This is a genomic window from Blautia pseudococcoides (assembly GCF_001689125.2).
GTDB classification, from domain to species: Bacteria; Bacillota; Clostridia; order Lachnospirales; family Lachnospiraceae; genus Blautia; species Blautia pseudococcoides.
Window position 1 is genome coordinate 127,383 of sequence record NZ_CP015405.2, and the last position, 17,309, is coordinate 144,691.

General features: G+C 42.2%; 31 protein-coding genes. 24 read left to right on the top strand and 7 right to left on the bottom strand.

Annotation, left to right across the window (positions count from 1 at the left end; genetic code table 11):
- Nucleotides 1-26: 26 nt before the first annotated feature.
- The 4 genes from A4V09_RS00555 to A4V09_RS00570 all read right to left on the bottom strand — a co-directional run bounded on the left by A4V09_RS00555 (nt 27) and on the right by A4V09_RS00570 (nt 4,249).
- The gene (locus A4V09_RS00555) at nt 27-923 is read right to left on the bottom strand and encodes a helix-turn-helix transcriptional regulator (protein WP_084043377.1); all 897 of its coding nucleotides are present in this window, start codon (nt 921-923) and stop codon (nt 27-29) included.
- Nucleotides 924-1,371: 448 nt separating this feature from the next.
- A complete protein-coding gene (locus A4V09_RS00560; RefSeq protein WP_065540631.1) occupies nt 1,372-2,532 on the bottom strand; it encodes a tyrosine-type recombinase/integrase in 1,161 nt (386 codons plus the stop codon).
- 152 nt (nt 2,533-2,684) lie between these two features.
- Nucleotides 2,685-3,716, bottom strand: coding sequence for a hypothetical protein (locus A4V09_RS00565; RefSeq protein ID WP_157123424.1), 1,032 nt, complete (start codon nt 3,714-3,716; stop codon nt 2,685-2,687).
- Between the two features lie 5 nt (nt 3,717-3,721).
- Nucleotides 3,722-4,249, bottom strand: a complete 528-nt coding sequence (locus tag A4V09_RS00570; protein WP_065540633.1) for a PH domain-containing protein — start codon at nt 4,247-4,249, stop codon at nt 3,722-3,724.
- A 95-nt stretch (nt 4,250-4,344) separates the two neighbouring features.
- On the opposite strand from A4V09_RS00570, the gene A4V09_RS26275 reads away from it, so the two are divergent.
- A complete protein-coding gene (locus A4V09_RS26275) occupies nt 4,345-4,518 on the top strand; it encodes a helix-turn-helix domain-containing protein (protein ID WP_334293546.1) in 174 nt (57 codons plus the stop codon).
- A 315-nt stretch (nt 4,519-4,833) separates the two neighbouring features.
- On the opposite strand, the gene A4V09_RS00580 is transcribed toward A4V09_RS26275, so the two are convergent.
- Nucleotides 4,834-5,226 carry a helix-turn-helix domain-containing protein gene (locus tag A4V09_RS00580; protein ID WP_018597928.1) on the bottom strand — a complete coding sequence of 131 codons (393 nt, stop codon included), beginning with the start codon at nt 5,224-5,226 and terminating at the stop codon, nt 4,834-4,836.
- Between the two features lie 124 nt (nt 5,227-5,350).
- Here A4V09_RS00580 and A4V09_RS00585 point away from each other — a divergent pair, with 124 nt between their 5' ends.
- Nucleotides 5,351-5,539, top strand: a complete 189-nt coding sequence (locus tag A4V09_RS00585) for a hypothetical protein (protein ID WP_065540634.1) — start codon at nt 5,351-5,353, stop codon at nt 5,537-5,539.
- Between the two features lie 190 nt (nt 5,540-5,729).
- On the opposite strand, the gene A4V09_RS24060 is transcribed toward A4V09_RS00585, so the two are convergent.
- Nucleotides 5,730-5,894 (bottom strand): hypothetical protein, encoded by a 165-nt coding sequence (locus A4V09_RS24060; RefSeq protein WP_157123425.1) that lies wholly within the window; start codon nt 5,892-5,894, stop codon nt 5,730-5,732.
- A 114-nt stretch (nt 5,895-6,008) separates the two neighbouring features.
- Here A4V09_RS24060 and A4V09_RS00595 point away from each other — a divergent pair, with 114 nt between their 5' ends.
- Nucleotides 6,009-6,188, top strand: coding sequence for a hypothetical protein (locus A4V09_RS00595; protein WP_118593974.1), 180 nt, complete (start codon nt 6,009-6,011; stop codon nt 6,186-6,188).
- Here A4V09_RS00595 and A4V09_RS00600 read toward each other — a convergent pair.
- Nucleotides 6,178-6,492: a hypothetical protein gene (locus A4V09_RS00600; protein ID WP_065540637.1), complete on the bottom strand. Its 315-nt coding sequence runs from the start codon at nt 6,490-6,492 to the stop codon at nt 6,178-6,180. The genes A4V09_RS00595 and A4V09_RS00600 overlap by 11 nt on opposite strands.
- 93 nt (nt 6,493-6,585) lie before the next feature.
- Between A4V09_RS00600 and A4V09_RS00605 the strand changes: the two genes are divergently transcribed.
- The 21 genes from A4V09_RS00605 to A4V09_RS24790 all read left to right on the top strand — a co-directional run bounded on the left by A4V09_RS00605 (nt 6,586) and on the right by A4V09_RS24790 (nt 17,284).
- The gene (locus tag A4V09_RS00605; RefSeq protein ID WP_065540638.1) at nt 6,586-6,798 is read left to right on the top strand and encodes a MerR family transcriptional regulator; all 213 of its coding nucleotides are present in this window, start codon (nt 6,586-6,588) and stop codon (nt 6,796-6,798) included.
- Complete coding sequence (locus A4V09_RS24065) at nt 6,795-6,941, top strand: hypothetical protein (RefSeq protein WP_157123426.1); 147 nt, start codon at nt 6,795-6,797, stop codon at nt 6,939-6,941. Before A4V09_RS00605 ends, A4V09_RS24065 begins: the two co-directional genes overlap by 4 nt.
- Nucleotides 6,938-7,231 carry a hypothetical protein gene (locus A4V09_RS00610; RefSeq protein ID WP_065540639.1) on the top strand — a complete coding sequence of 98 codons (294 nt, stop codon included), beginning with the start codon at nt 6,938-6,940 and terminating at the stop codon, nt 7,229-7,231. Before A4V09_RS24065 ends, A4V09_RS00610 begins: the two co-directional genes overlap by 4 nt.
- A gap of 15 nt (nt 7,232-7,246) precedes the next feature.
- Nucleotides 7,247-7,459 (top strand): hypothetical protein, encoded by a 213-nt coding sequence (locus tag A4V09_RS00615; protein WP_065540640.1) that lies wholly within the window; start codon nt 7,247-7,249, stop codon nt 7,457-7,459.
- On the top strand, nt 7,452-7,640 hold the full coding sequence (locus A4V09_RS00620) for a hypothetical protein (RefSeq protein WP_065540641.1): 189 nt from the start codon (nt 7,452-7,454) through the stop codon (nt 7,638-7,640). Before A4V09_RS00615 ends, A4V09_RS00620 begins: the two co-directional genes overlap by 8 nt.
- 49 nt (nt 7,641-7,689) lie before the next feature.
- Nucleotides 7,690-7,992, top strand: coding sequence for a hypothetical protein (locus A4V09_RS00625; protein WP_065540642.1), 303 nt, complete (start codon nt 7,690-7,692; stop codon nt 7,990-7,992).
- The gene (locus A4V09_RS00630) at nt 7,971-8,213 is read left to right on the top strand and encodes a hypothetical protein (protein ID WP_065540643.1); all 243 of its coding nucleotides are present in this window, start codon (nt 7,971-7,973) and stop codon (nt 8,211-8,213) included. Before A4V09_RS00625 ends, A4V09_RS00630 begins: the two co-directional genes overlap by 22 nt.
- 4 nt (nt 8,214-8,217) lie before the next feature.
- Nucleotides 8,218-9,141 carry a hypothetical protein gene (locus A4V09_RS00635; protein WP_242963910.1) on the top strand — a complete coding sequence of 308 codons (924 nt, stop codon included), beginning with the start codon at nt 8,218-8,220 and terminating at the stop codon, nt 9,139-9,141.
- On the top strand, nt 9,089-9,838 hold the full coding sequence (locus A4V09_RS00640) for a PD-(D/E)XK nuclease-like domain-containing protein (protein WP_065540644.1): 750 nt from the start codon (nt 9,089-9,091) through the stop codon (nt 9,836-9,838). Before A4V09_RS00635 ends, A4V09_RS00640 begins: the two co-directional genes overlap by 53 nt.
- Nucleotides 9,835-11,382 carry an ATP-binding protein gene (locus A4V09_RS00645; protein ID WP_065540645.1) on the top strand — a complete coding sequence of 516 codons (1,548 nt, stop codon included), beginning with the start codon at nt 9,835-9,837 and terminating at the stop codon, nt 11,380-11,382. Before A4V09_RS00640 ends, A4V09_RS00645 begins: the two co-directional genes overlap by 4 nt.
- A gap of 83 nt (nt 11,383-11,465) precedes the next feature.
- Nucleotides 11,466-11,930, top strand: a complete 465-nt coding sequence (locus tag A4V09_RS00650; protein ID WP_065540646.1) for a hypothetical protein — start codon at nt 11,466-11,468, stop codon at nt 11,928-11,930.
- Between the two features lie 14 nt (nt 11,931-11,944).
- Nucleotides 11,945-12,682, top strand: a complete 738-nt coding sequence (locus A4V09_RS00655) for a hypothetical protein (RefSeq protein WP_065540647.1) — start codon at nt 11,945-11,947, stop codon at nt 12,680-12,682.
- A 51-nt stretch (nt 12,683-12,733) separates the two neighbouring features.
- A complete protein-coding gene (locus tag A4V09_RS00660; RefSeq protein WP_065540648.1) occupies nt 12,734-13,057 on the top strand; it encodes a putative PDDEXK endonuclease in 324 nt (107 codons plus the stop codon).
- Between the two features lie 13 nt (nt 13,058-13,070).
- Nucleotides 13,071-13,976 carry a DUF4373 domain-containing protein gene (locus tag A4V09_RS00665; protein ID WP_171286181.1) on the top strand — a complete coding sequence of 302 codons (906 nt, stop codon included), beginning with the start codon at nt 13,071-13,073 and terminating at the stop codon, nt 13,974-13,976.
- A complete protein-coding gene (locus A4V09_RS00670) occupies nt 13,963-14,988 on the top strand; it encodes a DUF7666 domain-containing protein (RefSeq protein ID WP_084043379.1) in 1,026 nt (341 codons plus the stop codon). The genes A4V09_RS00665 and A4V09_RS00670 overlap by 14 nt, the downstream gene beginning before the upstream one ends.
- A 17-nt stretch (nt 14,989-15,005) precedes the next feature.
- Entirely contained in the window at nt 15,006-15,161 is a 156-nt protein-coding gene (locus A4V09_RS24070; RefSeq protein WP_156120919.1) for a hypothetical protein, read from the top strand.
- Between the two features lie 9 nt (nt 15,162-15,170).
- Nucleotides 15,171-15,443 carry a hypothetical protein gene (locus tag A4V09_RS00675; RefSeq protein WP_065540650.1) on the top strand — a complete coding sequence of 91 codons (273 nt, stop codon included), beginning with the start codon at nt 15,171-15,173 and terminating at the stop codon, nt 15,441-15,443.
- The gene (locus A4V09_RS00680; RefSeq protein ID WP_065540651.1) at nt 15,427-15,678 is read left to right on the top strand and encodes a hypothetical protein; all 252 of its coding nucleotides are present in this window, start codon (nt 15,427-15,429) and stop codon (nt 15,676-15,678) included. Before A4V09_RS00675 ends, A4V09_RS00680 begins: the two co-directional genes overlap by 17 nt.
- Before the next feature lie 13 nt (nt 15,679-15,691).
- Nucleotides 15,692-16,186 (top strand): hypothetical protein, encoded by a 495-nt coding sequence (locus A4V09_RS00685; RefSeq protein WP_065540652.1) that lies wholly within the window; start codon nt 15,692-15,694, stop codon nt 16,184-16,186.
- A 122-nt stretch (nt 16,187-16,308) separates the two neighbouring features.
- The gene (locus A4V09_RS00690) at nt 16,309-16,518 is read left to right on the top strand and encodes a hypothetical protein (RefSeq protein WP_065540653.1); all 210 of its coding nucleotides are present in this window, start codon (nt 16,309-16,311) and stop codon (nt 16,516-16,518) included.
- A 607-nt stretch (nt 16,519-17,125) separates the two neighbouring features.
- Complete coding sequence (locus A4V09_RS24790; RefSeq protein ID WP_171286179.1) at nt 17,126-17,284, top strand: NrdR family transcriptional regulator; 159 nt, start codon at nt 17,126-17,128, stop codon at nt 17,282-17,284.
- Nucleotides 17,285-17,309: the final 25 nt, after the last annotated feature.

Below are 17,309 nucleotides of genomic sequence, written 5' to 3' on the forward strand. Positions count from 1 at the left end.
ATAAAATTCTGAAAGAAGTTTCAAAATTATGGCCTTTCGGCAAGCAGTTTAATGGATGAGGCATATTCGGACGGGGTCATGCCTGAGAGCTTTTTAAACTGCCTGGAAAAATAATGGATGGAAGTATAGCCAAGGAAATCTGATATCTGCGTAAAATTGTGGTGATTCTCCCGGATGAGCTGTTTTGCCAGCTCGATTTTAAGCCGTGAGAAGTATTCAATGACACCGCACTGGTTCTGCTCCCGGAAAAGTTTCTGAAGCTGGGAGCGGCCGATCAGGTTTTCTCTGCAGATTTCATCAATGGTCAGATGCTCACGGATATGTTCCTCCAGATAGGCGGTGATCCGCTTGTAAATGATGGCATCATTTTTCTGCTTGATGGATTTGACTACAGCAGGTGCGGTGCTGCGGCCTTTTAGCTGCTCCCGCACAAGGTGTATGAGCAGATGTTCCAGATAAAGCTTGATCAGTTGTTCGGAACCGAAATCTGCCCCCGGGTGCCGTTCCATATGGGTAGTATAAGGGTCATCAAGGGGTGTGGCAATGCAGTGTTTGGCTTCGTAAATGATCTGAGCCATGAGATAACGGGCTGTTTCACCGATTTCTGTTATAAGCCCCTCAAAATACTGCATGGCGGGAGAGCTGCATTCAAATGAAATAACCACCAGGTTTGGCGCGATCCGGCCATTGGCCTTCAGGCTGTGGAATTCATTCGGTTTGTGGAAGGCAACCTGTCCCCTCTTCAGTGTGTGTGGCCTGTCGCCGGCCATGATATCCACCTCTCCTTTATCAACACAGACAAATTCCCAGAAATCATGGGATTCCCCGGGAAAATTAAAGTCACTCATATATTCAAAATAGTGTATGGTGACAACTTTGGAGATACTGATATCTTCTCTTAATTCAAGACTTTCAAATGGCATAAAACACCTCCATAGCATGAATACATTATAAAACAACTTTTCCAGAAAAACCATATCGTTTCGCCAGTTGGACTATTACGGAAAAAAAACAGCAAGAAATGCAGGATGCTGTCTGTAATGAGACATATCACCAGGCTGAACCGAAAATGCATTTGTACAATCAGATTGCCATATCAGTAAAGTTATTATGTCGCCTGTAGGATATGTTTGCTGAATATAGATACACTTACTTTATTTATAGTGCTATATGCATAAAAAAATCGTCAAAAATTGTGGTATTATGCGGAGCACTATGTTTAAGATATTATTAAAAAATCAAGCTTTTTACAAATGCAGTAAATACGCAAAAAAACAGTCATAAGCCTTGTAAAATAGGGGTTTGTATGGCATTTAAAAGCGTAAGTTAGATAGTGCGAAATACTAATAATCGGGGGAGGTTAGTCACAAGTTAGTCACAAATTGGAATTTTGATTTTTTCGATTTCGTCTCTTAATTCATCAATAGTCCTATGGCCATATGTTTTGTTCGTCACATCTGTGAAAGCATGTCCCAACAATCTCATTCTATCATTTTCATTTACTTTGTATTTTTCACACAGAGCTGAAAACGTGTGTCTGCAGTCATGAGGAGTGTGCCGATCTATTCCTACGGATTCGAGATAGGCATACATTTTCTTACGAAATGTATTCTTACTGATGGATAATAAACAACCGTCTGAGTTAATACGATTTTCAACCAGAGGGCGTATCGAATGATGTATAGGGACCATGCGATTCTTTCCAGCAGCCGTTTTCACACCACCTCTAAAATATCCATCCAGCAGATTGACTTCCATTGTGTAAAAGGCGGATATCCGGTATCCAGAATAGCACATTATGAGTAGAAATTCTGCTACAGGATGTTCCTTGTCTCTCCACAATGTTTTTAAATCACTTTCAGAAAATGGAACACCATTTTCGTCATCGTCTAAGATATCAACGGACACGTGCGCTGAATAATCCTTGTCGCATAGCTCGTAAATATCTGCATAGGCATACATTTGCTTGTAAAGTGACACTATGAGTTCTTTACTGGCATGCTTTAAAGGGCAGTTTTTGACAACTTCTTGCAAATCATCATGCCTCAGTGAGCGAAATTCCTTTTCGTGCAAAGCAGAGCAATTGAGAAACGCAGCTCTAGTGGATGCTTTTGAAGCATTTGAGTAAGTTCTTTTTCCATCGTTGTATTTCCAACTGTAAAAGCCGTCGTACACTTCTGCAAACGTTTTGCCTGTTTCTTCTGGAGCGATTCCTTTGAACTGGTTATAATCTGATAATATTTTATTTGCCAACTCCTCGAGGCGAGAGGCGTCTTCTGCGTCGGTATTTAGGTCTATAAGCGTGTTTTCGTATCCCGGGTAATAATTCCCTGCCTTGTATGCCGTAAGCACTGTAAAACCCTTAATCCAGGTATCCACATAGCATATGGCTGCTGGGCGGACAGGTACGCCGTTCTCTGTAAATTCGTCCGTTGGCGGATGTACCGCATAGGGATTGCGTCGGCCTTTTCCGAGATAGCGAATTGATCCATAACCATTAGGTAACTTTGGCATTCTTTTTCTTTTGGGCATATTATCATCCTCCTTGTGGTAAAATTAGGTGTAAAAAAGACAGATGGTCTCTTGCCACCTGTCACCGAAGATGATACAATATAGTTGCCAGATTTTGTATCGTCTCTTCGGAGATATTGCCGGTTCCTGTTGGCGCAGGGGCCGGTTTTTTCTTATTCGATATTTATCAACATTAACATACCATCTATGGATTTGTAAGTTAAGAAAGTTGGTGTGCCAAATCTCCAAAAATAAATATTTCCTTTTTTAATTTCGCCATCTTGTCCATAAAAGAGTTCGCCGTGTGTTGTATTTTTCATTTCAGAAAAGTCTGTAGCGAAGAATAATGAAAAGGGAAATTTTGATAGTTCTCCTGTGTATGTTTTAGGAGTGCACATTATTCTTGTATATCCATAGGTTTCTGATGAAAAAACTAATTGATCTGTAGGGATTTTTAAGTCTTGAGATAAATTTCTATATTTTTTTAAATCCAGTTTAATTATACTATTCATTTTTTCAATTTCCGATTTTGCAATGACAATATTTTCTCCATATATATCCATATATGCAAAAGGATGGCTGTTTTTTTGTATATATTTTTTAACTTCTGTATTGACAAGAAAAGGCATACTTTTTAATGAACGCATGTCCTCTGTTGTTACACTTCTTACTATGGAGAGTTCTTTTTCATGATAACTTACAGTATCTTTTTGAACAGGTTTTTTTGATGCTTTAATATTTGACGTAACAGACCTATATTGATTTAATTCTATTTCAGTGAAAATAAATCCTTTTTTTATTAAATAATTTTGTGCTTTTAAGGCTTCCTGTTTCATGCCCAATTTATAGTGCCACGTTATCAACCTGACATAATCTTTTTTTCTCCATACATACCATTTATTTGCAAACATTAGTTCAGTAGATTTCCATAAACAAGCAGAACATAATTCCTTTTTACATTGATTATAAAAAAAACTGGCGTTCATTCTGATGACATAGTCTAGAGAACCAGTAGCGCCGTAACCATCAAAAATATTTGTTGCTTCAAAGTCTGGGACTTTAATAGAACAAATACTATCTACATTTTCCAAATCATATCTTTCCCCGTCAGATATCAAATATCTCGCTCCACGCCAGCCGTCCTCATCCTCTGGTGATACTTTGTATAAAGACCCATTGCTGAAATAAAGTGTTTTATTTATCATATCTATCATAGCTCCAATAATTGTCTTTTTTTAATTTTGAATTCTTCCTCTGTAATTGTTCCTTCATCCAAAAGTAGTTTATACTTTTTAATTTCATCAGCAGCGGATATTGAAGGAGACTCTCTGCGAATATTGCGTCCCGTTTTGAAATTATCAATGGACCTATTTAAAGCATCTATAAACGGTATTATGGTTTGTTTTTGAATATTATCTATCCTGATGGCAGACGCTCCATCTTGAATGGCAATACTACCAAGTAACAGGCCTATTTTATGACCTACGCTATTTATATGATCAAGGGGTATTTCCCTTTGTTTAAGCCCATATATCATTCCCTTATCCAAAAAGATTAAACGCCTATGAGTTAATACAATTAGCCATGTGTTACCGTCAAAAAAACCGGAAGTAAATGAAAGAACAGCTTCGTTATCATCCAATATACTAGGCAGATATCGGATTTCTTTCTTGGTTCCAAAGGTGTCATGAAACGGTATTTTGCTGATATCGTTTAAGATTTGTTCTAGACTTCTCATATTTATCCCCCTTTTAATCGTATTTAAATTTAAAAATTGCACATATTAACACAAAAAAGGTTGGTGTTAATATGAAAATATTGTTGCAGGAAATTATGCGTTCTAAGAGCTTGACCGTCCGGCAAGTATCTATAATGACTGGTGTTCCAAAATCCACTATAGAGGATATAGCAAACGATAGAACATTCCCACGAATTAACACGCTTGAATCGCTTGCTAAGGGGTTAAACGTACGCATTACAGATCTTTTTGACTCTCCTTATAAATAAGTGTCCGAGCGCCCGGACAAATGTCGAAAAAGCGAAATTTTTGTAGCCTCCAATTCGGATATTTGTTATAATAATAGCAGAAGAAAACATATGTTCTTGAAATTGACTTGCTCCTGGTGTATACTCTTAGCAGAATATATGTTCCCACTGCATTATCCGAGAGGGAGGTACTACATATGGATAACAAAGACAAAAAGCAAAAGGATATTGATACTATTAACAAACTACTTGTAAATGCGCCAGAAGATAAGGTTTCAGAATTATTAATGTTGATAAAACAATATCTCCTACAATAACTTATTCTAGAGAGCCAGCTTACTGGCTCTTTTTAAAATTCTCAATATATTGCGTAGCTATTTTTTCGAGTGTTGCTTTACTGGCATCGTCTAATTGCTCATATGTAATAATTAGCGCTTGGATTGCGGATACAATAATGGAATCCTCACCTCTAAGAAGCATACCAGTATACTTCATCAGCTTTTCCTTGTCTGTCAATTGCTCAAACATTTCGCCATCGCCGTCTCTGAGCCAATCTTCATTTACTCCGAATTCTCTGCAAATATCATTTATTACTCTATCAGGAATACCGGTTCTGCCATTTTCGTAATTTGAAATTGCAAATTTAGTCAAATTAATTTTGCTTCCAAAGTCATCCTGCCTTAATTTAAGCTCATTTCTTAAGTATTTTATTCTCTCATTCAATTCCACAAGTTTCACCTCCTTGAAATAACTATACCACAAAAAGTTTTAAAAAGCAACTAAAAAGTCTTGACAAAGTTTTAAAAAGCGATTAAAATGTTTTTATAAGCTACAGAAAGCGAGGTGAAGACAAATGTTTGATTTGGACAATCAGAAAGAGCAGGAAATCAATCGCATTGTTACTATCTTAAAGCAGATAGACCTTCCAGATATCTTGCTCCTGACTAGGGATGCGAATACGTTGTTACTGAGGCAACAAGAGGTTTCCAGACAAGAAGATATTTTAGATAAAAAGGTGACTACTAATAAGAAAGCAGGATGAGGAGGTGTGAAGATGCTGGCCAGGGAAATGTTGCGTGTTAAGAAAAATCAGAGGGTCAGAGAGTTTGTAACAGAAATTTTTGCAGAGTGTGAAAGAAAAGGGTTCACGATTTCCGACATGAAGGACCTTGCTACGATTTTTCCGGAAATAGTAAACGAGGCCATCATATCTGAGGAAGAAAAAACAGTCTTTACTGTTTCTTCAGATATTCAAGAATCTCAGCATAGCAATGCTCATATTCATTGATGAAGCTTCCAAAGTCGTCAGTATATGCAGGAATAATTTTTTCGTGTTTTATTTCCATTTGCATATAGAGAATTGCTAAATCATGAGCACGTTTCTCTTTATCAATCATGCTATTTCTCCTTTCTGGTGTACTCAGTGCTGCAACACCTGTACCTAGATTATAGGAGATTTGGAAGAAAATGTAAATGTTTGTGTCAACAGGAAATGAGGAGGTGATATGAAAATGGAGAACTTATTTAACTCTATTAATATTGATTTATCAAAAAATATCTTCGAGTTAAACGGAAAACGCATAGAGCATGTAAGTGAATTGGAACTATCGTGCGAAGGAGATAACTGGTTCCTGCGCATTACAAAAGATGAGTTCTACACAGGAACCAGAGGGCAAAAAATCATGGAATGAATTTTGAAATAAAATCACTTACCTCGGTAACACCATTTTTAAAACGATTTTCCATATAAATGATGAAATTATCCTGAATCTGGAAACTGCCGTCGATATATTTTTTTATAAAATTGGCGCGTTTGAGCTCATTCAGTGTTTCAGTAATATCTTCAGTAGTCCATGTGGATAAAGATTTGATTTCTTTATAAAAACCGCTTGAAAAATGTTTTGCGCTTGCCTTGGATTGACTGTTTTTACGTTTTTCAAGATAAGTCTTATAAAGGCTACAAGCGAGCTTAGCGGAATCTTTCGATAATTTCATTTCTGTTCTCCCTTCTGTATACTCAGCCTGGCGGGGCCTGTAAGTACATTATAGGAAGGAAAGAATAGAAAATCAAGAAAAGAGGTGATAAATATGCCAAAAGAAATACTAAAGCCGCCAGAGGTAGCCCGTATCCTAGGTGTTTCTCCCCAATATGTAAGGGAACACATCCGCCGCGGAATCTGGAAGTTCGGAGAATGCGTGCCGAAGAAAGTTAGGGGTAAAACAACAGATGAGTTTAATATTTACCGTGCCAAATTTGAAAATCATATTGGCCGAAAGCTTAATGAGGAGGAGATAGTTTGAAGAATGCAACCATAGCCGCCCTAACCGTATTAGCCATTTACGGGGTGGAGCCATACGCGGTGCTGCTGTATGCGGTGACAGTAATCTGTTTATATGCAGTGGAATATTGGATTAGAGAAAACAAAAGGGAGGGTAAAGGATGAAACAAGAGGAATTACAGAAAATATTAGAAGCACACAAGAAATGGATTAACAGTAAAGACGATGGTGTAAGAGCCAACCTGAGAAGAGCCGACCTGGACTTCTCGTGCTGGCCATTGTGGTGCGGAAGTCTTGCAGTCAAGGTGTGCAAGCGTATTGCTGTGCAATTGGCATACCACTTTTGCAGGCTAGATTGTGATGACCCAGAGTATATAGCGGCCCGCAATGCGATACTTGACTTCGCAAATCAGTTCCACCGCGTAGGTGAGTGTGGGAAATTAGAAAAAAGATAAGGAGGAGAAAACACTATGACATTTAAAGAAAAATTGCAACAGGAACATCCGGTATTAGTAAATGAGAAATGGCAGGGGGGATGTAATGGTTGCCCAGAGACATATGGGTACGAAGCAGAAAGCGATTGCCTAGCATTAGATGATGTAACGGACGAAGACAGGGAAAGACTTTGCGCAGAGTGCTGGGACCGGGAAATGCCGGAGGAGGAGAAAGGGGAAAATGAATAATCTGATATTAGATTGTATCGAAGCAATTGAGAACGATATGGATGACGGATATCTGGTAGACGAAGACAGCCGCCTGAAATTTGCCCTTAGATATCTGGCAAACGATGAAGAAATCAGTGAGCTTTACGAACTTATAAAAACTGGAAAAGCCCCTGGCGCCGGGAAGCAATCAGGGACTTGATAAAAATAACTCACTCTAATTATAGAGGGAAAACAGGAGGAAAGTCAAGATGGAAAACAAGATAGAAGTGCCGTTACATGAATATGAAGAGCTGATCAGGGATTCAGAGAAGCTGAGAATCATAGAGGAAAATGTAATATGCACCAGAGGGAACTGTGTTGATAAAAATTTTATCATGCAGGTTATTGGCAGAAAGCATGACTGCATAGAGCCGCCGATACCTATCGTCAGAACCATGGCAGGCCATATCAAAGAGTCACTTATTGATAGGGCATTTCATGAAGACGTTGCAGAAGAACTGAAAAAGCAGATAAAAGAGGAGGATTTGAAATGCGAGCAGAAACTGGTATAAGAGCAGATTGTAATACAAGTACAAACGTTATCGACCTTTTAATGGCTAACAAGAGTCCTGTAGAGATTTGCGGAATTATCAATAAACTCCTGAATTGCCTGCTGTTTGATGGGATAGAGGTACAGGATGGGGATAACCCCGGAGACGGGTGTCTGGATTATATCACGTATAATCCTGATGATGATACATTGTATTTTTTTACAAAGGATTTAGGGAGGTAGAGACATGGATTACATGACAAACGCAAATGATTTTACACAGGTACAGCCTCAAACCCGAAATACTCAAACCGAGATGATGATAAGCCGTCAGGCACAGGAGGTACAGGCTGCTATGGTGATCGCCAAGAAGTTTCCCCGGGATGAGGTGGAGAGCTTCAACCGGATACTGCGAGTCTGCCAGCGTAAAAGGCTGGCCGAGGGAGCTATGTATGAGTATCCCAGGGGCGGCACAAAGGTCACTGGCCCTTCCATTCGGCTTGCAGAGGCTATGGCCCAGAACTGGGGAAACATAGATTTCGGCATACTGGAGCTGGAACAGAAGAGCGGTGAGAGCCAGGTGATGGCATATGCCTGGGATCTGGAGACGAATACCAGGCAGACGAAAGTATTCAGCGTGCCACATATGAGAGGAACTAAAAGAGGCAACGTTCCGCTTACTGACCCTCGTGACATCTATGAGATGGTCGCCAACCAGGGAGCCAGAAGGCTGAGGGCCTGCATCCTGGGTGTCATTCCTGGAGATGTGGTGGACGCGGCAGTGGAGGAATGTCAAAAGACATTGGTAAGCGGCAATACAGAGCCATTGATAGACCGCGTAAGGAAAGGCATTAAGTTATTTGAGGACAAGTTCTCAGTCACTAAACAGATGATAGAGAAATACATAGGCTGTAAAACAGAAGCATTCAGCGAGAACGACATGCTCCGCTTAAATAATGTATACCGTTCTCTTCGGGATGGAATGGCGAAGCGTGAAGATTATTTCGAGATCACACCACCTGTTGATGAAAAAGAAGTCCAGAATCCATTTGACGGGAAAAACAGCGAACAGAAGAAAGAAGAAGCCAGAGAAGAAAAAAGTGAAGGAGCGGTGACAAATGGAGAAGAATCTGACAGCGGACAATTATTACTCCCCGGAACAGAACAGTAGATTCTTTTCGGTATCGCAGTACAAGGACTTTATGAAGTGTGAGGCTGCGGCGATGGCAAAGATTAGAGGTACCTATAAACAGCCAGTCACAAAAGCTCTTCTGGTAGGCTCTTTCGTAGATTCTTATTTCGAGGGGACACTGGATGCGTTTGTCCGGGATAATCCTGCGGTATTTACTCGTAAAAATGAGCTTCGCAGCGAGTTCCGCAAGGCTAATGAGATTATTTTCAGGATTAGGTCAGACTCCCTCTTTATGAGGTTCATGAGCGGTGAGAAACAACGGATAATGACATTTGAGCTGTTTGGAACCCCGTGGAAAATGAAGATGGACAGCTATCTGGAGGAGATATGTATCACGGATCTGAAAGTGGTTGCAAATTTCCGTACTATGCCATTCTGGCGGTACGACCTGCAGGGAGCTCTGTACCAGAAAGGTGTGGAGATTGTAACGGGCCAGTTATTGCCGTTTTATTTGGCAGTGGCCACGAAAGAGCGGGTACCTGATCTGGATATATTCCAGGTGCCTCAATCCACACTGGATCTGGCGCTGAAAGAGATGGAAGAGAACATGCCCCGTTTCCTGGCCGTTAAAGCGGGTATGGAGCCGCCCAGATGTTGTGGTAAGTGCGATTACTGTAAGAGCATAAAGGCTGCCAGGATACGAAATTACAATGAATTGCTGGAGGATAGAGGATGAAACTGATAAAGATTTTAAGCGACCGGATACAGATAAAGACGGACGAGTTTGAGTTTTCTGACGCCCGGATTAACGACCTGATATCTGTCTCTGATGGGAAAGTAACCCTTGTGACCACAGTCACATCCCTGACAGATACCGATACATCCCCGGGACTTGGGGATGATGACTATATCGCACAGCCAGAAAGTGTCAAGGTGATTGAGTGCTCCATTATTGGGAGTCTGAAAAATGGAAGGTTTAATAAAGCGATAGACGAGTACCCGGTTACGGATATTGAGGCAGAAGGCATCACCCCGAAACAGTTCGCCGCTATGATAGGCGGCAAGAAGTCTGGCTTCCAGATTGGTAAGTATTGCACTTATGACTGTCCGGCTCTGGTGGATGGAAATAAGTTCTTTCAGCGCCATGCCTGTATTGTCGGCAATACTGGTTCAGGTAAGTCTGAGACGGTAGCCAAGATCCTGGAGGAGGCGGCGAAGCTGCCAGGCACTAACATAGTTGTCTTTGATATCCATGGTGAGTACAGCAACATATCTTACGTGGATAATATCAAATTTGGCGAAGACATAGATTTTCCAATCTGGATGTTAGGCCTGCGGGACATGGCCGCCAATATCCTAAAAATAAAAGAGGACTCTGCAACCGTCGCTATGTCGGCTTTGCGTAAGAGCTACCACAGGATTTGCCCGGATGGAAATGAGGGCAAACCAGTCTGGTTTGATTACAAAGCATTACTGGCAAAGATGCAAGAGTTAAATACACAGGAGGTAAATACCGGAGACGTGTACAAATCCGGTGATAAAGCCGGGATGTATAAGACTGTGAAAGGAGAGCTCAATGGCAAACTGACAGGAACTGTGAATGCCATGGAGGCAAAACTCAGTGATAAACGATACTCCTTTCTATTTGCTCCATACGGGCAGGAATATCTGTATGAGCTCATGCAGGAGATCATGGGCGGGGACAAGCCAGTCAAGAACATCGACCTGTCCGGTATCCCTCATGATGTGGCAATCCCAGTCATAGGGGCGCTGACCAAGCTCATCTATGATATCCAGAGGACCGGCAGCACATACAATCCGATCACTCTTGTCTGCGACGAGGCCCATGTGTATATCCCGGATAATTTTCAGCTCTCTGCGTCAGAACGGCGTATGGTGGAAATCTTCGAGGACATCGCAAAGGAAGGTAGGAAGTTTGGCATCACGCTTTTTGCCGCCAGTCAGAGGCCGTCTGAACTTAACAGGACCATCATGGCCCAGTGTGCGAACTTTATTGTCGGAAAGCTCAATAACGAGAACGACAAGACTATGATAAAAGGTATGCTGCCGGATGGCAATGAGAGCGTGATTGACAGTACCACAATGTTCTCTCCTGGTGATGTATTGATAGTTGGAGATGCATCCCCCATACCACTGAAAATCCATGTACAGCTTGCAAAGGAGCGCCCGCAGTCCCGGACCATAGATTTCTGGGATGAATGGAAGAAAAAAAGGTCTACGGATTATACAGAGCAGATCAAGGAGTATATGGAGAATTAATGAGGTTCCGGCTTTGTGCCTGAATGATATATCACAATACACACAGCGGCCCTGATCAAGCTGGGCCGCGGAAAGGAGCAGCTATGAAACATATGAATATGGAGGAATTCGCAAACGGCGCCTTCACATCACAAATTAACCGGGAATTGGAGAAAGTGACAGAGAATATCCAGGACCCGAATACAGACGCCACGGCAAAACGCCGGATTACAGTGGTTATCGAATTTAAGCCGAATGATGCCCGTAATTTTGTCACCACGGGAGTCCAGGCAAAATCTACTCTGGCACCTGCTCTGGGAGCTGTGACAGCTCTCAATATGGGTAAGAACCTGAAGACCGGAGAGGTGGAAGCCGTGGAGATTGGCAATCAGATCCCGGGACAGATGTCCATCCAGGACGTGCAGGAAGAGGAGATTGCAGAGCCAGACCATGCCGGTGATTCAGCCGCAATGGAGCGCAAGGTAGACCCATCCACTGGGGAAATCTATGAAACCCCGGCCGTTACCAGTAACAATGTGATTGATTTAAGAGCCGCCAGACAGGCGTAAATAAGGAGGATAATATGATGTTAAAAGAAGCTATGCGGTATATCACAGGATTAAAAGCAGAGGCCATGGAACCAAAAGTAGTGGAGATCGCAGGTAAGACCTATTGCGATAAGGACCTTATGAGATACGATAGAGAGCCAATGGCAGACCAGATCGAGGCAACCACCCTTACGGCTATGATTGATTATATCAAAAGTTGCAAGGAGGAGCTGCGGAAAACTATGATTATCCACGTGGTCAGCCCCACCTGTGTAAAACTCTATTCCGGGCTGACTGCAGAACGCAAGAGGGAATATCTTTTTAAGTCATCTGCCATCGTTCCGAAGTTTTCCTTTGATAACTGGTATGATCAGGAGCGCTTTATTATCGAGTTACAGGCAGATTTCGATGTGACGCCTGACCTGGAAGCCATCCTGAAGGTAGCCGGCAACGTGGAGGCAAAGACCACGGCAAACTATGGGGACGATGGTGTGAGCCAGAAGACTACAATTAAGCAGGGCATTGCGTCCAAAGCAGATGTGCTGGTGCCGAATCCGGTCACACTGGTCCCGTACCGCACATTCCTGGAAGTGAAGCAGCCGCCAAGTGAATTTGTCTTCCGCATCCGGGATGACCGCGGAGAACCGGTATTCAAGATCGTTGAGGCCGAGGGCGGTCTGTGGCGTAATGAGGCTATGAATAATATCAAGCAGTATCTGATCGAGAACCTGCAGAATGACTCGGTATATGACCGTATCACTATCATTGCATAATCAGTTTTATTCCCTGCCCTGGAAACGGGGTGGGGAAGTCAGGAGAACGATATGAACAGCAGAATGAAAGGCAAGGCAGGAGAACTGGAGCTTACTAAGGTCCTAAAGGGATATGGATATAAAGACTGCCGCCGTGGTCAGCAATATTGTGGTGCCAGCGGTGATGCGGATGTAGTCGGCCTTTCTGGTATCCATATCGAGTGTAAGAGAGTGGAGAAGCTGAACATTGAGAAGGCTATGGAACAGTCCATGAACGATGCCAGAATGAGTGAAATGCCTACTGTCATGCACAGGAAAAATAATCATCCATGGCTGGTAACAATGGCCATGGATGACTGGATGAAATTATATAAGGCGGCGGGAAAGCTGCTGTAAGACAGGAAAGTGGGTGGTCAGATTGGCACGTGGTGCCCCGAATAAACGAGGGCTTGACTACTTTCCGAAGATGCTTAATTTCTATGACGATGATAAGATATTCGACCTCATGGACGAGTATGGCCCTCTGGGTGTTACCATCTATGATGTTATCCTGACAATTGTATATAGCCAGGGATATTTTGCCGAGTTATCAAAAGACAAGCTATCAAGAATGGTCATCCGTAAGATAGGAAATAAGTGGATCAAGAATCAAAGGGTTGTCGTGCAAGTGATAGATTATTGTGCGGATTTAGGGCTTTTTGACAAGGCCCTCCTTGCACAGAGTGTTATCACCTCTGAAGGGATTCAAAGACGTTATCACAAGATAGCAGTGAAACTGATGAAGAGACAGCTTTATAGTGAAAAGTATTGGCTCCTCGAAAAAGAGGAAAAAGAGGAGCCTTTATTAAATTCACCCAAAAATCGAATTTCTTCGGAAGAAAATCAAATTGATTCCGCAGTAATTCAAATTTCTTCGGAAAAAAGCCATATAAAAGAAAAGGAAACTAAAAGAAATAATATAAATACGGCTCCGCCGGGAAAACCATTTGACAACCCAGAGCTTGAAAATGCTTTCCAATTCTTTCTCTTGTGTAGGAGACAGAATGGGAAGGTTATCAATGAGGGGCAGATACAACTTTTACGTGAGGAATTATGTGCAGCAGAGGATAACGATAATGGCAGGATAGCTTTGGCTAAAAAAGCGGCTGCAGATGGCTGGACAGGATTTCATTCATTGAAGAAAACCCGGAAGAGGGCAGAGCCAAAGAAGAAAACGAAGTTCAGCAATTTCCAGGGACGCAAATATGATGTTGATAGTTTAGAGAGCCAGTTATTACAGGCTGGTACAGGGAGGATAAAACATGAAAGCATATAAAGGATTTAAAAATAACATGACGTGTAGAGGTTTCCAGTACGAGGAGGGAAAAGAGTACCACGAAGAGCGCGCATTATGCTGTGATACGGGATTCCATGCTTGTGAATATCCACTTGACTGCTTTAAGTATTATGAGCCAGCAGATAGCGTATACCATGAGGTCGAACAGACAGGAGATATTGATAAATCTGAAGGTGACAGCAAAGTAGCTTCCACAGAGATAAAAATAGGAGCGAAGATTGGTATACCCGGTCTGGTGCAGGCAGCTATAGAATACACATCAAAACGGTGTGAAAAAAAAGCGGAAAACCACAATACCGGATACCGTGGAGCATCCAGCAATACCGGAGACCGTGGAGCATCCAGCAATACCGGAGACTGGGGAGCATCCAGCAATACCGGATACCGTGGAGCATCCAGCAATACCGGAGACTGGGGAGCATCCAGCAATACCGGATACTGGGGAGCATCCAGCAATACCGGAAACTGTGGAGCATCCAGCAATACCGGAAACTGTGGAGCATCCAGCAATACCGGAAACTGTGGAGCATCCAGCAATACCGGAAACTGTGGAGCATCCAGCAATACCGGAAACTGTGGAGCATCCAGCAATACCGGAAACTGTGGAGCATCCAGCAATACCGGAAACTGTGGAGCATCCAGCAATACCGGAAACTGTGGAGCATCCAGCAATACCGGAAACTGGGGAGCATCCAGCAATACCGGATACCGTGGAGCATCCAGCAATACCGGAAACTGTGGAGCATCTTTCAGCACAGGAGAAGAAAGTACAAGTTATGCAGGATGCGTAAATTCTGTAGCCGCAGCTCTAGGATTAAATGCAAAAGCTAAAGGAGTCAAAGGCGCCTATATAATATGTGCCGAATTTGAAACGGACAATGATGGGAATTACAGGATCAAAGGAATACAGCTCCACCAGGTAGACGGAGAGAAGATAAAAGAAGAAACATATTATCAACTTATTGATGGTGTAATGACCGAAGTTGATTAAAGATACAGGAGGGCATAATGGAGAAGAGAGAAATTGTCCTAAAGGGCTTTCGGGCCATGAAAGAAATTTGTGAACAGGATCAGAGTAAATGTGCAAAGTGTCCGGTACAGGATATATGCATGGAGATAAAAGCGGAAATGGTTCCCTCTGAGATGGAACTGCCGCTGGAGTAGGAGGAAAATATGGTACACCTGATTGAAAATTATTATGCGATTCCCAACAATATGGGTTTCACTCTTGCTGTTGATAAAGGCAAGACCGACAAGGAAGGAAATAAAACTTATGACACCATAGGATACTGTGGAAGCTTCGAGGAGACGATTTCTCTCCTCAGGCGTAAAGTTGTAGACCAACGTCTACAAAATGGATTATATGAGCTGTCAGAAGCTCTGACAGTGATAGAAAATGTGAAAGAAGAGATAAAGGCGGCGATCACAAATGAGAGCGATCAGTGAGATGTACATGCGTTCCGGAGGTACCGCAAGCCCGAGATACTGTGACGAGTGCCCGAACCTGACCAGCATCGGGAAGCATTACGACTGCAAACTATACCAGGAGGCCGGGGGTACTAAGCACTGGCAGCCGAGTTGGGTAGCATGTAAGTTCTTCGGGCTGAAGCACCTGCCGGGGCAGGCGGTGCCGGAAGAACCAGAACAGGAGATTGACGGGCAGTTAAGCCTGTTTGATTAAGCGGAGGAATAGCATGGATAAATACTTTGAGATTGAAAAAGGCTGTAAATTATATGATGACTATTTTAAGCGGGATGAGGAAATTGAAAAAATACGCAAGGTTTACAATGAGTTTTCCAGTACATACAAAATAGATGCTGAATTATTTCTACCAACAAAAAACAGGTTATTTATAATCCCGACTGAAAGAGATAAGGATAGTTTTAAGACGGAGTTTACCCAAAAGTATGGGGAGAATGGACTAAGACAGTTTAAATGTAACTCTGAAATAGGCAAAGCCTGGAAACGTATGGTTGCTGATATGCCAATACCGCATAAACTGCATTACTTACAATATGGTTTTCACCTTTATGGCCAATATAGTGAAAGATTATTTCACGCTGGAGAAAAACTATATGGATCTATCTCTACGCAATATGAAAGTTTTTCATTAATGCCCTGGATGAAAGAAATGAAAGCCAGTGAATTTTTTAAGATTATCGAATCGGAGGAGGAAAAGAATGGATGACAGAGAGCGACAGATCGCAGACCTCCAGAGGTATCTGGATGACTGGCGGCGGGGTTGGCATAGACAACAGGAGATCAGAAAAGCGGTGTGAAGAATGCAGAAGTTGGAAAGGAGCGAAATAGATGGAATTTATAGCAATTAATTTAGATGATTTTCATGTGAACCAAAAGGATGCTGGAACAAACGCGAGTATGATTTTTATTGAGGCTGAGAATATAACTAAAGCCAAAGGCTTTGTTGAGCGCAACCGACCGGAATCACCTTGGGCGATAGTTAGTAAGAAGATTTTTGATGCAAATATTGTTACCAGACAGGTGTATTTAAATAATTGAAATTTAGGAGGAAATCTGATGAAGATAAGAGTAACAACAGAAGGTAAAAGTGTAGTAATAGATATGGATCAGGCACTGGCCGAGAAGGTATTTAAGGCAAATGAATGCAATGAAGTGTGATAGATGTGGTGAATATTTTGATAGCAATGAATTAAAGATCAAAGGAGGCAATAGCAGCATGGGAAAGACGTTGCGATATGAAATAGATTAATACCGATCAGATGTAAAAAGCGGTTATGTGGGCTAATGCAATTGCTGTCCTATCGGCAATACGGGGTAAGGACGAACGAGGGACCTTGTAAAAAAATCTCTGGAGCAAAAACCAGATAGGCAATAAAAAAGAGGGTGAGCAGATAACGCGCCGGAATGCAACGGGAGTGCCGCGCCATATGCGGATGCCAGTCGGGGGCATTGATTGGGCTGTATGCCAAAGCTGGGAGCCAGTACCGACAATTAAATTAGAGGTGACAATGGAGGTACACCATGAAAAAAGTAATTAAAGAATACATAAAGGAATCAGTGGCATATTTAAATGTCGGTATATGGATAGGAGCTGGCGTAGCGATTGGGATGTTGGCAGCACTTGCGATTTTATGAAAGGCGAATTATGAAGTGCAAAAAGTGCGGCGGCAAAACGCAGGTAACGGACAGTGAGGAAACCCCAGGTGGGCATATGGTCATGCGAAGGAGGCAGTGTACAGCCTGCGGATATCGGTTTAAAACCACGGAAACATTTTGGGAGGATGTAAAAGCAAGAAATAAATGACGGTCTTAGAATATCTGGAAAGGAG

Coding starts and splice junctions, on each gene's coding strand:
- A4V09_RS00555 (WP_084043377.1), bottom strand. CDS start 923: ATGCCATTTGAAAGTCTTGAATTAAGAGAAGATATCAGTATCTCCAAA.
- A4V09_RS00560 (WP_065540631.1), bottom strand. CDS start 2,532: ATGCCCAAAAGAAAAAGAATGCCAAAGTTACCTAATGGTTATGGATCA.
- A4V09_RS00565 (WP_157123424.1), bottom strand. CDS start 3,716: ATGATAAATAAAACACTTTATTTCAGCAATGGGTCTTTATACAAAGTA.
- A4V09_RS00570 (WP_065540633.1), bottom strand. CDS start 4,249: ATGAGAAGTCTAGAACAAATCTTAAACGATATCAGCAAAATACCGTTT.
- A4V09_RS26275 (WP_334293546.1), top strand. CDS start 4,345: ATGCGTTCTAAGAGCTTGACCGTCCGGCAAGTATCTATAATGACTGGT.
- A4V09_RS00585 (WP_065540634.1), top strand. CDS start 5,351: ATGTTTGATTTGGACAATCAGAAAGAGCAGGAAATCAATCGCATTGTT.
- A4V09_RS24060 (WP_157123425.1), bottom strand. CDS start 5,894: ATGATTGATAAAGAGAAACGTGCTCATGATTTAGCAATTCTCTATATG.
- A4V09_RS00595 (WP_118593974.1), top strand. CDS start 6,009: ATGGAGAACTTATTTAACTCTATTAATATTGATTTATCAAAAAATATC.
- A4V09_RS00600 (WP_065540637.1), bottom strand. CDS start 6,492: ATGAAATTATCGAAAGATTCCGCTAAGCTCGCTTGTAGCCTTTATAAG.
- A4V09_RS00605 (WP_065540638.1), top strand. CDS start 6,586: ATGCCAAAAGAAATACTAAAGCCGCCAGAGGTAGCCCGTATCCTAGGT.
- A4V09_RS00610 (WP_065540639.1), top strand. CDS start 6,938: ATGAAACAAGAGGAATTACAGAAAATATTAGAAGCACACAAGAAATGG.
- A4V09_RS00615 (WP_065540640.1), top strand. CDS start 7,247: ATGACATTTAAAGAAAAATTGCAACAGGAACATCCGGTATTAGTAAAT.
- A4V09_RS00620 (WP_065540641.1), top strand. CDS start 7,452: ATGAATAATCTGATATTAGATTGTATCGAAGCAATTGAGAACGATATG.
- A4V09_RS00625 (WP_065540642.1), top strand. CDS start 7,690: ATGGAAAACAAGATAGAAGTGCCGTTACATGAATATGAAGAGCTGATC.
- A4V09_RS00630 (WP_065540643.1), top strand. CDS start 7,971: ATGCGAGCAGAAACTGGTATAAGAGCAGATTGTAATACAAGTACAAAC.
- A4V09_RS00635 (WP_242963910.1), top strand. CDS start 8,218: ATGGATTACATGACAAACGCAAATGATTTTACACAGGTACAGCCTCAA.
- A4V09_RS00640 (WP_065540644.1), top strand. CDS start 9,089: ATGGAGAAGAATCTGACAGCGGACAATTATTACTCCCCGGAACAGAAC.
- A4V09_RS00645 (WP_065540645.1), top strand. CDS start 9,835: ATGAAACTGATAAAGATTTTAAGCGACCGGATACAGATAAAGACGGAC.
- A4V09_RS00650 (WP_065540646.1), top strand. CDS start 11,466: ATGAAACATATGAATATGGAGGAATTCGCAAACGGCGCCTTCACATCA.
- A4V09_RS00655 (WP_065540647.1), top strand. CDS start 11,945: ATGATGTTAAAAGAAGCTATGCGGTATATCACAGGATTAAAAGCAGAG.
- A4V09_RS00660 (WP_065540648.1), top strand. CDS start 12,734: ATGAACAGCAGAATGAAAGGCAAGGCAGGAGAACTGGAGCTTACTAAG.
- A4V09_RS00670 (WP_084043379.1), top strand. CDS start 13,963: ATGAAAGCATATAAAGGATTTAAAAATAACATGACGTGTAGAGGTTTC.
- A4V09_RS24070 (WP_156120919.1), top strand. CDS start 15,006: ATGGAGAAGAGAGAAATTGTCCTAAAGGGCTTTCGGGCCATGAAAGAA.
- A4V09_RS00675 (WP_065540650.1), top strand. CDS start 15,171: ATGGTACACCTGATTGAAAATTATTATGCGATTCCCAACAATATGGGT.
- A4V09_RS00680 (WP_065540651.1), top strand. CDS start 15,427: ATGAGAGCGATCAGTGAGATGTACATGCGTTCCGGAGGTACCGCAAGC.
- A4V09_RS00685 (WP_065540652.1), top strand. CDS start 15,692: ATGGATAAATACTTTGAGATTGAAAAAGGCTGTAAATTATATGATGAC.
- A4V09_RS00690 (WP_065540653.1), top strand. CDS start 16,309: ATGGAATTTATAGCAATTAATTTAGATGATTTTCATGTGAACCAAAAG.
- A4V09_RS24790 (WP_171286179.1), top strand. CDS start 17,126: ATGAAGTGCAAAAAGTGCGGCGGCAAAACGCAGGTAACGGACAGTGAG.